Raw genomic sequence first — 12,657 nt, 5'->3', positions numbered from 1 at the left:
ACGCGGCGGCAAACAACCGCCCCACCGGGGACGCACAACCGCCGGTTGTGCGCGGAGCTGGGCCCGGGTGCGGTCCGGCCCGCCCGGGAACCGTGAACCGGCACCAGGGACACGGGAGTCCGGAACCGGGAGGCGGGACAGGGCGGCGTGGCCGTCACGGCACCGCTCAGCGCATGCTGCCGCGGACCTCCTCCAACCGGCCGGCCAGGAAGACGCGTTCCACGTCGTTGCCGGCCAGCGCCAGCGCCTCCTCGTACGCCGCGGCCGCCGGTGCCCAGCGCTCCAGGCGGCGCAGGAAGTCCGCGCGGGCCGCGCTGAGGTAGCCGTAGGTGGCCAGCGCCGGCTCGTCCAGGAGCGGCGCGAGCGCGTCCAGGCCGGCCCGGGGTCCGTCGCGGAAGCCGACCGCGACCGCGCGGTTGAGCTCGACCACCGGCGAGGGCCACAGGCCGCGCAGCACCTCGTAGAGGCCGACGATCTCCGTCCAGTCGGTGTCCTCGGGGCCGGCGGCCTCGGCGTGCACCGCGGCGATGGCGGCCTGGACGGCGTGGCGCGACGGGGGATGGCGCCGCAGCGCCTCCCCGAGCAGTGCGGTGCCCTCGGCGATCTGCCGGCGGTCCCACCGCGTCCGGTCCTGGTCGGCGAGCAGCACCAGGTGCCCGCAGCCGGACAGCCGGGTGTCGCGGCGGGCGTCGGTGAGCAGCATCAGGGCGAGCAGGCCGGTGACCTCGCCGTCGTCGGGTGCCAGCAGCTTGCGCAGCGTGCGGGCGAGGCGGATCGCGCCGTCCACCAGGTCCCGGCGCACCAGGTGCTCGCCGACCGGCGCGGTGTGGCCGGCGGTGAACACCAGGTGCACCACGTCGAGCACCGCGCCGACCCGCTCGGGCAGGTCCCCGCGCGACGGCACCCGGTACGGGATACGGGCGGCGCTGATCTTCTTCTTCGCCCGGGTGATCCGGGCCGCCATTGCCGGCTCCTGGACCAGGAACGCCCGGGCCACCTCGGCCGTGGACAGGCCGCAGACCAGCCGCAGGGTCAGCGCCACCCGCGCGTCGTGGGACAGCGCCGGGTGGCAGCAGGTGAAGATCAGCCGCAGCCGGTCGTCGCCGACCACCGGCGGCTCGTCGCCCTCCTCCGGGCCGGCCACCGCGTCGTCCATGACGAGCAGCGGCAGCGCGGTCCGGAAGGCCGACTCGCGGCGCAGGACGTCCCGCGCGCGGTTGCGCGCCACCGTGGTCAGCCAGGCGCCGGGCCGGGCCGGCACACCGTCCGCGGCCCAGGTGCGCAGCGCCCGCGCGTAGGCGTCCTGGGTGCACTCCTCGGCCAGGTCGAGGTCGCGGGTCACGCGCACCGTCGCGGCGAGCACGTGGGCCCACTCGCGACGGTGCGCCTGCGCCACCGCCTCGCCGACGTCGGCGTTCGCGGTCAAACCGGCTCCACGACCGGCCGGATCTCGACCCCGCTGTGCGCGGCCGAGACCTCGGGCAGCAGCCCGGCGAGCGCGATCGCCGCGTCGAGGTCGGGGGCCTCGATCAGGTAGTAGCCGCCGAGGACCTCCTTCGACTCCAGGAACGGCCCGTCGGTCGGCGTCGGCTTCCCGGCGCTCGTCCGGCCGGCGCTGCCGCGCAGGGTGGTCGCCGTCGCGGTCGGCCGGAGCTCGTGGGTGCCGAGGACCGCGTCACCGGCGGCGGCGACGAACGCGGCGTGCCCCGCCTCCAGTTCCTTGCGGTCCTGCGCCGAGAACGCCTCCCAGGTCCGCTCGTCGCCGTAGATGAGGAACAGGTACTTCGCCATCGCGCACTTCCTCTCGCTGGGGCCCGTCCGGCCCGATCACCCGTACGACGAACGGGCCGGCCGCGGATCGACGCTCGCACGGTATCCGGGTCGGGGACGGCGGACGGTTCGGCGCCCGGCGCCGGGGTCAGTCACCGATCAGGGCCCACCGCCAGTGCTGGGTGTCGGAGTACTCCCGCATCTCGGCGATCCGGCCGTCCCGCACCGTGAAGACGCCGGAGTTCTTCTGGTCGTACGCCCGCCCGGTCAGGCCGGTGGCCCAGGAGTCCCACTCCACGAAGACCTGCTCGCCCTCGCCGAAGAGGTTCGTGACCCGGACGCCGATCTCCCGATCGGGGTCGAGGTGGGCGAAGGCCGTGCCGAGGAAGCCGTCGATCACCTGGTCACGGCCCTGCCAGGTGCCGGAGATCGGCAGGTCACCCGCGTACCAGCAGCTGCCGTCCTCGGCCCAGGAGTCGCGGACCGCGTCCTGGTCACCGGACGCGAGGGCGGCGAAGTAGCGGCGCACGACGTCCTTGGGCCCGGCGGTACGGGTCTCGGAGGTCCCGGGCTCGGGGATCAGGCGCTCGGTGGTCAGGGGGTCGTTGCCGGTCATGGTGGTGACGCCTCTCCGTCGGTCGGTCCGGGGGCGGTCCCTCCCCCGCCTTCACAGTCAACCGGCGGGCCCGCGGCCGACCAAGAAGCAGCTCGCACCAGCAGCGATCACGGATCGAGATCGCTGGAGTCCGGCCCGGGACCCGGCGGATCCGGGGGCTTGTTCGAGGAAGCGGCGGCCACGGGATATCTTGATATCAAGCAATGTTGGAGACTGGAACGGAGAGCAACCGGTGGCTGACTCGACCATCATCTACACGCACACCGACGAGGCCCCGGCCCTGGCGACGTACTCGTTCTTGCCCGTGATCCAGGCCTACGCCTCGACCGCGGGGGTCACCGTCGAGAGCCGGGACATCTCGCTGGCCGGTCGGATCATCGCCGGCTTCCCCGAGTACCTGGAGGAGGGCCAGCGGATCGACGACGCGCTGGCCGAACTCGGCGAGCTGGCGCAGCGGCCCGAGGCGAACATCATCAAGCTGCCGAACATCTCGGCCTCGATCCCGCAGCTCAAGGCGGCCGTCGCCGAGCTGCGCGAGCAGGGCTACGCGCTGCCGGACTACCCGGACGACCCGAAGACCGACGAGGAGCGCGACATCCGCGCCCGCTACGACCGGGTCAAGGGCAGCGCGGTCAACCCGGTGCTGCGCGAGGGCAACTCCGACCGGCGCGCCGCCGCCGCGGTGAAGAACTACGCGAAGGCCCACCCGCACCGGATGGGCGCCTGGACGTCCGAGTCGCAGACGAACGTGGCGAGCATGTCCGCCGACGACTTCCGCTCCACCGAGAAGTCCGCGGTGATCGGCGAGGCCGGCACGCTGCGGATCGAGCTGCACGGCGACGACGGCAGCACGAGCGTGCTGCGCGAGTCCGTCCCGGTGCTGGCCGGCGAGGTCGTGGACGCGTCGGTGATGCGGGTCGGCGCGCTGCGCGAGTTCCTGACCGCCCAGGTGGCCCGGGCCAAGGCCGAGGGCATCCTGTTCTCGGTGCACCTGAAGGCCACGATGATGAAGGTCTCCGACCCGATCATCTTCGGCCACGCGGTGCGCGCGTTCTTCCCCGACACCTTCGCGCAGTACGGCGCGGTGCTCGCCGCGGCGGGCCTGACCCCGAACGACGGCCTCGGCGCGATCCTGGCCGGCGTGCAGAAGCTGCCGGAGGGCGAGGCGATCAAGGCGTCGTTCGCCGCCGAGCTGGCCGCCGGCCCGGCGCTGGCGATGGTCGACTCCGACCGCGGCATCACCAACCTGCACGTGCCCAGCGACGTCATCGTGGACGCCTCGATGCCCGCGATGATCCGTACCTCCGGCCACATGTGGGGCCCGGAGGGGCAGGAGGCCGACACCCTCGCGGTGCTGCCGGACAGCAGCTACGCGGGCGTCTACCAGGTCGTCCTCGACGACTGCCGCGCGCACGGCGCCTTCGACCCGGCGACCATGGGCTCGGTGCCCAACGTCGGCCTGATGGCGCAGAAGGCGGAGGAGTACGGCAGCCACGACAAGACCTTCGAGATCGCCGCCACCGGTACGGTCCGGGTCGTCGACGGCAACGGCACCGCCGTGCTGGAGCAGGCCGTGGGCGCCGGCGACATCTTCCGGATGTGCCAGACCAAGGACCTGCCGATCCGGGACTGGGTGAAGCTCGCGGTCACCCGCGCCCGCGCCACTGGCGACCCGGCCGTCTTCTGGCTGGACGAGGACCGCGCGCACGACGCGCAGCTGATCCGCAAGGTCGAGGCGTACCTGCCCGAGCACGACACCGAGGGGCTCGACATCCGCGTGATGTCCCCGGTCGAGGCGACGAAGCTGTCGCTGGAGCGCATCCGGCGCGGCGAGAACACCATCTCGGTGACCGGCAACGTGCTGCGCGACTACCTCACCGACCTCTTCCCGATCCTGGAGCTGGGCACCAGCGCGAAGATGCTGTCGGTCGTGCCGCTGATCAACGGGGGCGGCCTCTTCGAGACGGGCGCGGGCGGCTCCGCGCCCAAGCACGTGCAGCAGCTGGTCAAGGAGGACTACCTGCGCTGGGACAGCCTCGGCGAGTTCCTGGCGCTGGCGGTCAGCTTCGAGCACCTCGCGCAGACCACCGGGAACGCGCGGGCGCAGATCCTCGCCGACACCCTCGACCGCGCGACCGGCACCTTCCTCAACGAGGACAAGTCGCCGTCCCGGCGGGTGGGCGGGATCGACAACCGCGGCAGCCACTTCTACCTGGCGCTCTACTGGGCCCAGGAGTTGGCTGCGCAGAGCGACGACGTGAAGCTGGCGGAGGCGTTCGCGCCGCTGGCGAAGACGCTGAGCGGGCAGGAGGAGACGATTGTCGCCGAGCTGCTGGCGGTTCAGGGCTCGCCGGTGGACATCGGTGGGTACTACCAGCCGGATGTGGAGAAGGCGACGACCGTGATGAGGCCTTCGGCGACGTTCAACGCCGCGGTGTCGTCCCTCGGCTGACCCGTCTCCCCGGACTGACGTCCACCTCCCAGCGGTCCGGGCCGCCGACACGGAAACGTCCACCCGTCGGCGGCCCGGGACACCCACACGGACACGGACGAACGTCCACCCTCAGGGGCGCGTGGGGGCACCTCCCAGCCGCCAGGCTGGGGGAGAACTGCGCGAGCAACCGGCCACCGGCCGGTGGACCGGGCACGACAGCAACAACCCCACCGGAGCGGCTACTTGGTGGCGCGGAGGAGGATGAACTTCGGGGTGGAGGCGACGACGTCGCACGCGCTGAAGAGGCGCCGCAGCCGCACGTGGTAGCCGAGATGACGATTGCCGACCACCCAGAGCTCGCCCCCCGGGCGCAACGCGGCCCTCGCCGCACCGAACATGCGGCGGGCCGCAGCCTCCGTGGTCGCACGGTGGGAGTGGAACGGCGGGTTGTTGAGCACGAGATCCACACTCTCGGGCGGCACATCCGACAGCACGTCCCCGACCGCGAACTCCCCCTTCACCCCCGGAGGGACGTTCACCGCGAACGTCTCCTCCGCCGAGGCCACCGCCTGGTACGACTCGTCGGTGAACAGCACCTCCGCCGCGGGGTTGGTCAGCGCCGCGGCGGTACCGACGACGCCGTTGCCGCAGCCGAGGTCGACCACCCGGTCAGGACCGGTGCGCCGCGGCAGATGGCCGAGCAGGAGCCGGGTGCCGAGGTCGAGCCGGTCCGCGCAGAACACCCCGGCGTGGTTGACCACGGTGCGCCCCGACATCACGCCGATGTCCTCGGGCAGCGCGTACCGCAGGGGCCACGGGTTCGGGCCGGGCGCGAGGCCGAGCGCGGGCGTGCAGAAGACCAGCCGGGCCTTGCGTACGGCCAGCGACGTGGTCGTGGGGCCGATGATCCGCTCGAAGAGCCTGAGCGTGGAGGTGTGGATCTCGCTGACCATACCGGTGCCGAGCACGGTCGTACCGGAGTGCACGGCGGGCGCGAGCCGGTGCAGCTGGTCCTCCAGCAGGGCCAGGCTCTTGGGCACCCGGACGATCAGCAGGTCGACCCGGGGCGGCGGTGCGTCGCGGGTGGTGAGCAGGGTGATCTGCGCGGCCGGGGCGTTGCGGCGCAGGTTCGCCTCGGTGGCCTGCCGCGCGAGGTAGGAGTCGGTGACGAGCGTGGGGCGGGTACCGCCGTGGGCGGCGAGCGCGGTGGTCAGGGCGCCCCAGCGGTCGCCGACCACGACGGTGGTAGCGGGGCCGCCGGGCCCCGTCGCGGTGACGGCGCCGGTCTCGGCCAGGTGCTGGAGCGCGTAGGCGTCGGCGGCGTCCCAGGCCCGCAGCTGCTCGCGCGGCTCGGCCGGGAATCGGGTCAGGTCGAGGTCGCCCCACGGCGAGCTGAATCGGTGCATCGTGCGCCCAGGGTAACCGGGAAAAGGAGCGGGACCCGGAGACGTGTCCAGTCTCCGGGCCCCTCGATGCCGCCACGTGCGCACGCCGGCACGCTTGAGGCCACAGGTCACCTTGATGTCGTCGCGCTCTGCCATTGAGCTACCGCCGCACGGTCCGCACCGCGCGTGGACCGCGCGGTGCGGGAGGAGAGCGGCGGACCGGAGTCGAACCGGCACCTGACGACGCAGCCCGTGGCCGGTCGATCCGGCGATCGGCGGCGAATGCTGAGTCTGGAGCGAGAGTCTGAGGTTTACCGCGGTCTGCCTCTGCCGGTTGGGCTACCCCGGCCGGTGGTGCCGGGAGAGGGATTCGAACCCCCACGGGAACCGCGTCGGTCACGACAAGCTTCAGCTTCAGCTTTGCGCTCCTCGCGCACCCTCCGCACTGGGCGGAGGGAGTCTGTGGTCCGTTAGGACCCGAAGAGGTAGCCGAACACCGCGTCACCCACCCGCTGGTCGGTCACCTCGGCGCCGTTCGCCTCCTCGCGGGCGAACTTCACGGCCTGCTGGAGCTTCTCGACCCGCTCCAGCAGTTCGTTGACGCGCCGGGCGGGCAGCGCGCCGGAGAACTTCACGGTGGTCCAGTAACCGACCGCCACGTCCTCGTAGTACACCTCCACCTGCGCGGGGTGCTTCTCGGTCGCCTCGGCCTTCACGTGGTTGCGGGGCACCTTGCGGGTGCGGTTGGTCCGCACCGGCTCGGTCTTCCACGCATCGGTGGAGGCGTCCAGGTTCCACGCCTCGGCGGCGTCCAGCACCGGCAGCTTGCGGATGAAGGTGTGCAGGTCGGTGAGTTGCTTCTCCAGGAAGAGCAGGTAGGACACCGGCACGTCGCGGACGAGTTCCCGGCCGTCGACGGTGACGTGGGCGCGCGCCTCGCAGTTGGCCCAGTCCTTGGTGGCGGTCACGTCGAACAGCCGCGTCAGCACGGCCGCGGTGGACTTCAGCACCTGCTCCGCCTGCAACTGCACCCGGGTCGACTCGGGCGGCAGTTGCTCGCCCTCCTCGTCCTTGGGCTGGTAGGTCCGGGCGATGCCGGAGAGCAGTGCGGGCTTCTGGAGGTCGTGATGGGCCGCGGTCAGTTCCTGCTGCGCCTTGGACTTGACGCCCTTCTCGACCGCGATGATCTGGTTGAGTTTCGCCACCCGCAGAACGTAACAGCGCGGCCGGTGGTCGTTCGAGCGGATTATCGGGCCGCTACCGGGCCGTGACCGGGCCAGGACCGGGCCGGGACATCCCGTGCGCGGCACGCGGCCGCGCACGGGAGGTGAGGGACCGTCAGCTCACGGCGTGCGCACCCGGGTCGGGTAGTGGTCGGCGACCACCTCGGTCATCGCGCCCAGCGGGTCCGCGGTGACCTGCGTGGCGGAGAAGTAGATGTTGCCGCGCACCTCAGGGTGATCGGCGTCGAAGGTGAGGTGCCGGGACAGCTCGGCCGGGTCCTGCCACTGGGCGGGCTGGCCCGCGACGCCGACCTTGTAGAGCGCCTCCCCCACGTAGAGCTTCGCCCGGGTGCCGGCCACCACGTCCGACCACCAGGGCACCAGGATCCCGTAGTCGGCGGCGGCGAAGCCGATGTTCCAGTAGATCTGCGGGGCGATGTAGTCCAGCCAGCCGCGCTTGATCCAGCCGCGGGTGTCGGCGTGCAGGTCGTCGTAGGTCTGCACGCCCGCCTGGGTGGCCGAGCCGAGCGGGTCGTTGGCCGCGTTGCGCCACACCCCGAACGGGCTGATGCCGTACTGGGTACGGGGCCGGATCAGCTTGATCCTGGCGGCCATCTCGCTGACCAGCAGGTCGGTGTTGTGCCGCCGCCAGGAGTCGCGGTCGGGGAAGCCGGCGCCGTAGCGGGCGAAGCTCGCATCGTCCGCGAAGGTCTGACCGGCCACCGGGTACGGATAGAAGTAGTCGTCCCAGTGCACCGCGTCGATCGGGTAGCGGCGTACGGCGTCGAGCATCGCGTCCTCGACGAAGCGGCGGACCTCGGGCAGCCCGGGGTCGTAGTACAGCTTGCCGCCGTAGGGCAGCACCCAGTCCGGGTGCAGCCGGGCCGGGTGGGTCGGGACCAGCGTGCTCGGGTCCTCGGTCATCGCGACCCGGTACGGGTTGAACCAGGCGTGCAGTTCGAGTCCCCGGCGGTGTGCCTCGTGCACGGCGGTGCCCAGCGGATCCCAGCCCGGGTCGCGGCCCTGGGTGCCCGTGAGATATTGCGACCACGGCTCGTACGGCGACGGCCAGAACGCGTCGGCGGTCGGGCGGACCTGGAACATCACCGCGTTCAGGCGGCGCTCGACGGCGATGTCGAGCAGGTCGATCAGCTCGGCGCGCTGCTCCGCCGGGGACAGCCCGGGGGCGGACGGCCAGTCGGTGTTGGTGACGGTGGCGATCCACATGCCGCGCAGCTCGCGGCGCGCGGTGGCCGGCCGGTGCGCGCCGGTCCGGCCGCCCGGCACGGCCACGCCGGACCCGGCCCGGGGCGCCGCCCCCGGAGCGGCCGCCTGCGCGGTGCCGGCCGCCGCGGCCGAGGCGAGCGTGCCGGCCGCCGCCACCGTGAAGGTCCTGCGGGAGAGTGGGTCCATTCCGTCCTCCTGATCTGCCAGAGCCGCCCGGGCCGCCGAATCGCCGCAGCCCGCAAGGCGCCTGAAGCACCGTTCAGATCCGCCGATGATGGTGCGCGGCGGCCATGGCGGCAACCGCGAAATGGTCTAGTCCACTGGAGGGGCAGGGCGCCGGGTTCCGGCACCCCGGTGGGCGGTAACGTCTGTCCGGTACGTGATCAGGTGGACGCAGCGGCAGGGCCGGCACGGCCCGCGGTCGGGAGGCTGACGAGTGAGTGACATCCAGCGCGTCGGAGTGGTGGGCGCGGGCCAGATGGGTTCGGGCATCGCCGAGGTGTGCGCGAAGGCCGGGCTCGACGTCCGCGTCGCCGAGACCACCGGCGAGGCGCTGGAGCTGGGCCGCGCCCGGCTGGCGAACTCCCTCGGCAAGGCCGCCGAACGGGGCAAGCTCACCGAGGCCGAGCGGGACGCGGCGCTGGACCGGCTCACCTTCACCACCGACCTGGCCGAGTTCGCCGACCGCGACCTCGTGATCGAGGCGGTCGTGGAGAACGAGCAGGTCAAGCTGGACATCTTCAAGACGCTCGACCAGGTCGTCACCCGCCCCGACGCCATCCTCGCCTCGAACACCTCCTCCATCCCGCTGGTCCGGCTCGCCGTGGCGACCTCCCGCCCGGACCAGGTGCTGGGCATCCACTTCTTCAACCCGGCGCCCGTGCAGCGCCTGGTCGAGCTGATCCCGGCCCTCACCACCGGCAGCGACACCCTCAAGCGCGCCGAGGCCCTGGTCACCGATGTGCTCGGCAAGCACCCCATCCGCGCGCAGGACCGCTCCGGTTTCGTGGTGAACGCGCTCCTGGTGCCCTACCTGCTCTCGGCGATCCGGATGTACGAGTCCGGCATCGCCACCCGCGAGGACATCGACAACGGCATGGAGATGGGCTGCGCCCACCCGATGGGCCCGCTCAAGCTCTCCGACCTGATCGGCCTGGACACGGTCGCGGCCATCGCGGACTCGATGTACGCGGAGTACAAGGAGCCCCTGTACGCGGCTCCGCCGATCCTCCAGCGCATGGTGGACGCGGGCCGCATGGGCCGGAAGTCCGGCGCGGGGTTCTACACGTACTGAGGTGCACCCGAGGCGGGCCCGGCGGCAGCTGCCGCCGGGCCCGTCGTCGCATATACGCCGAGGTCGGACGACGTGCGGGCGGTCCAGTGCTGCGTCGTCCACTCCCGGTGACGGCGCCTGAGCGCCCCGCCGAGCAGCTCGCCACGCAGCTGGCGCGCCGTCGCCCGGAGCCTTTCCGCGCCGTCCGAGCCTTCCCTGCTTGCACGGCGCGAAGTCCCTCGGATGTCCCTCCGACAGAACTGAAAGTCCCTGAAAAGTCCCTGGCGCACCCACCGCGGGCGACACTGCCCCCTTCGGTGGTCACGTGCCTGCGCCGGCCGGTGAGGGGGCTCAGCCACCATGGCCTCAGCACGAACCTCAAAGTCGCTCAGGGCGCGACCGGACCTACGGATCACGGCCGGGGCCGAGCTGGCGGAGTGGCATACACCCTGAACCACCGCGGCGGACAGGACGATCAGGACAGAGGCGCCGAAACCGTGAGTTCCCTTGGCCGGGCAGCGGCAGATGTGCGCACTCCTCGGTCGCTACGCCAGGGCTGCCGTGAAGGGGAATTTCCGAGATGGTGTCGTATCAGGGCGCAGCCGTTCGTGGAATTGGTGTGCGGCGGCCCGTCGGGCGGCCGGACACGAGGAGCCGGAACAGGCCCTCGCCCCCGAGGACCAGGAGGAGACGAGCATGCCGGAGTATCTGATCACCTTCAACGACGAATGGGTGCCTGACCATACGGCGGAGGAACTGCGTGCGAAGGGTACGGCCGTCCGGGCCGTGTGCGAGGAGATGCTGGCTGCAGATGTCCTGATCTTCACCAACGGCGGGCTCGACCGGTCCACCGCGGTGTGCAGTGTCGAACTGGTCGGCGGCAAGCCCGTCTTCACCGACGGGCCGTACGCCGAGACCAAGGAGCACCTCGGCGGCTTCGCCGTCGTGGACGTGCCCGACGACGATGCGGCGCGATACTGGGCCGGCCGGTTCGCGACCGTCCTCGACTGGCCGCAGGAGGTACACCGGTTCCGCGGTTCCGGATCGGCCCGGCGTGACGGCTCCGGGCAGACGTGAGCCCGGTGCCCAGGTACCTGCTGTCCGTCCACGGGCCGGCCGAGCGCACCGAGTCGGGCACCCACCCCTCTCAGGAGGCAATGCTGCGGGTGTTCGCCGACACCGGCGCCTTCAACGGGAGGCTTCGAAGGGACGGTCACTTCGTCTTCGCCGGCGGCCTGGAGCCCGCGACGACCGCCACCACCGTCGACGGGCAGGGTGAGAGGCCGGCCTTCACCGACGGGCCCTATCTGGAGACGCAGGAGTACCTGGGCGGCTTCTGGGTCGTCGAGGCGGCCGACCTCGACGTGGCACTGGCGCTCGCCGCCGAGGGGTCGAAAGCGTGCCGCTGCGCGGTCGAGGCGCGCCCCTTCCGAACCGAGGTACCGGTACGAGAGCTGCCGGAGCCGTGATCGGTCCCACCGTCGAGCAGGCGATCACCCGTGCCCACCACAAGGAGTGGGCGCGGGTGGTCGCCTTCCTCGCACGCCGTTTCGGCGATCTCGACATCGCCGAGGAAGCGACGGCCGAGGCGTTCGCAGCGGCCGCGGAGCGGTGGCCGCGCCACGGCGTACCGCCCAATCCTGGCGGTTGGCTCGCCACCACCGCGACCCGCAAGGCGATCGATTGGCTCCGTCGCGAGTCCCAGCGCGACGCCAGGCACCAGGCGGCTCGAATCGTGTATGACGACACTCCTCCGGAGCCGACCGGCCCGGTCGAGGACGACCGACTCAGGCTGGTCTTCACCTGCTGCCACCCCGCGCTCGCGATGGAGGCCCGGGTGGCGCTCACCCTGCGCCTGCTCGGCGGCCTCTCCGTCCCCGAGATCGCCCGCGCCTTTCTGCTGCAGGAGACCACGATGGCGCGACGGATCACCCGTGCCAAGGCGAAGATCAAGGCGGCACACATTCCCTACCGGGTTCCCTCGGCCGACGACCTTCGCGAGCGGCTCGCCGGTGTGCTCGCGGTCGTCTACCTCGTCTTCAACGAGGGCTATCTGGCCGGCGAGGGGGACGACCCGGTGCGCGTCGACCTCACCGACGAGGCGATCCACCTCGGCCGCCTGCTCCGGACGCTCCTCCCGGACGACGGTGAGGTAGCCGGCCTGCTCGCCTTGATGCTCTTCACCGACGCCCGGCGACCGGCACGCGTGTCCCGCACCGGGGAACTGGTGACGCTCGGCGAGCAGGACCGGGGCGTATGGGACCGCACCCTCATCGCCGAGGGCAACGCCCTCGTCCGGGAGCGGATCGAGGCGGTGGCGGCGGGCGGTGGCCCACCCGGGCGCTACCAGCTGCAGGCCGCGATCAACGCGGTCCACACGGCGGCCCCGTCCGCCCGCGACACCAACTGGTCCGCGATCGTCGCCCTCTACGACCACATGGCACTGATCGACCCCTCCCCGATCGTGTGGCTCAACCGCGCGGTCGCGGTCGCCGAGGTCGACGGCTGCGGGGTCGGGCTCACCGAGATCGACCGGCTCGGCGATGTCCTCGGCGGCTACCACGCCTTCCACGCCGCGCGCGCCGACCTGTTGCGTCGACTCGGGCGCGGCGACGAGTCGCGGGCGGCGTACGACCGGGCCATCGGTCTCGCCGGCAACCCCGCGGAACGGGCCTACCTCACCCGCCGCCGCGACCAGCTCGCCGACTGACCGACACGTCTCACCAGCC

Annotated in this window: 11 protein-coding genes; 5 read left to right on the top strand and 6 right to left on the bottom strand. The window is 72.1% G+C overall.

Annotated features, from left to right (window positions below; genetic code table 11):
• Positions 1–166 precede the first annotated feature (166 nt).
• From C4U44_RS21335 to C4U44_RS21325, 3 genes are all read right to left on the bottom strand, one after another.
• Entirely contained in the window at positions 167–1,426 is a 1,260-nt protein-coding gene (locus tag C4U44_RS21335; RefSeq protein WP_103887538.1) for an RNA polymerase sigma factor, read from the bottom strand.
• Positions 1,423–1,791 carry a YciI family protein gene (locus tag C4U44_RS21330; RefSeq protein ID WP_103887536.1) on the bottom strand — a complete coding sequence of 123 codons (369 nt, stop codon included), beginning with the start codon at positions 1,789–1,791 and terminating at the stop codon, positions 1,423–1,425. The genes C4U44_RS21335 and C4U44_RS21330 overlap by 4 nt, the downstream gene beginning before the upstream one ends.
• A gap of 127 nt (positions 1,792–1,918) precedes the next feature.
• Positions 1,919–2,386 carry a nuclear transport factor 2 family protein gene (locus C4U44_RS21325; protein ID WP_103887534.1) on the bottom strand — a complete coding sequence of 156 codons (468 nt, stop codon included), beginning with the start codon at positions 2,384–2,386 and terminating at the stop codon, positions 1,919–1,921.
• 232 nt (positions 2,387–2,618) lie between these two features.
• On the opposite strand from C4U44_RS21325, the gene C4U44_RS21320 reads away from it, so the two are divergent.
• Positions 2,619–4,838: an NADP-dependent isocitrate dehydrogenase gene (locus C4U44_RS21320; RefSeq protein ID WP_103887532.1), complete on the top strand. Its 2,220-nt coding sequence runs from the start codon at positions 2,619–2,621 to the stop codon at positions 4,836–4,838.
• Between the two features lie 221 nt (positions 4,839–5,059).
• Here C4U44_RS21320 and C4U44_RS21315 read toward each other — a convergent pair whose 3' ends face one another.
• The 3 genes from C4U44_RS21315 to C4U44_RS21305 all read right to left on the bottom strand — a co-directional run bounded on the left by C4U44_RS21315 (position 5,060) and on the right by C4U44_RS21305 (position 8,841).
• Complete coding sequence (locus C4U44_RS21315; RefSeq protein ID WP_103887530.1) at positions 5,060–6,226, bottom strand: methyltransferase; 1,167 nt, start codon at positions 6,224–6,226, stop codon at positions 5,060–5,062.
• 449 nt (positions 6,227–6,675) lie between these two features.
• Positions 6,676–7,410 (bottom strand): DUF7873 family protein, encoded by a 735-nt coding sequence (locus tag C4U44_RS21310; protein ID WP_103887528.1) that lies wholly within the window; start codon positions 7,408–7,410, stop codon positions 6,676–6,678.
• A 138-nt stretch (positions 7,411–7,548) separates the two neighbouring features.
• Positions 7,549–8,841, bottom strand: a complete 1,293-nt coding sequence (locus C4U44_RS21305; protein WP_103887526.1) for a glycoside hydrolase family 10 protein — start codon at positions 8,839–8,841, stop codon at positions 7,549–7,551.
• Positions 8,842–9,091: 250 nt separating this feature from the next.
• On the opposite strand from C4U44_RS21305, the gene C4U44_RS21300 reads away from it, so the two are divergent.
• From C4U44_RS21300 to C4U44_RS21285, 4 genes are all read left to right on the top strand, one after another.
• On the top strand, positions 9,092–9,949 hold the full coding sequence (locus C4U44_RS21300; RefSeq protein ID WP_103887525.1) for a 3-hydroxybutyryl-CoA dehydrogenase: 858 nt from the start codon (positions 9,092–9,094) through the stop codon (positions 9,947–9,949).
• A gap of 675 nt (positions 9,950–10,624) precedes the next feature.
• Positions 10,625–11,005 (top strand): YciI family protein, encoded by a 381-nt coding sequence (locus C4U44_RS21295; RefSeq protein ID WP_103887523.1) that lies wholly within the window; start codon positions 10,625–10,627, stop codon positions 11,003–11,005.
• A 5-nt stretch (positions 11,006–11,010) separates the two neighbouring features.
• The gene (locus C4U44_RS21290; RefSeq protein WP_235032241.1) at positions 11,011–11,397 is read left to right on the top strand and encodes a YciI family protein; all 387 of its coding nucleotides are present in this window, start codon (positions 11,011–11,013) and stop codon (positions 11,395–11,397) included.
• Positions 11,394–12,638, top strand: coding sequence for an RNA polymerase sigma factor (locus tag C4U44_RS21285; RefSeq protein ID WP_103887519.1), 1,245 nt, complete (start codon positions 11,394–11,396; stop codon positions 12,636–12,638). The genes C4U44_RS21290 and C4U44_RS21285 overlap by 4 nt, the downstream gene beginning before the upstream one ends.
• The last annotated feature ends 19 nt before the right edge of the window (positions 12,639–12,657 follow it).

The organism is Actinacidiphila yanglinensis (assembly GCF_900107965.1).
Lineage (GTDB): Bacteria > Actinomycetota > Actinomycetes > Streptomycetales > Streptomycetaceae > Actinacidiphila > Actinacidiphila yanglinensis.
This window is presented reverse-complemented; position numbering and strand designations above follow the sequence as displayed.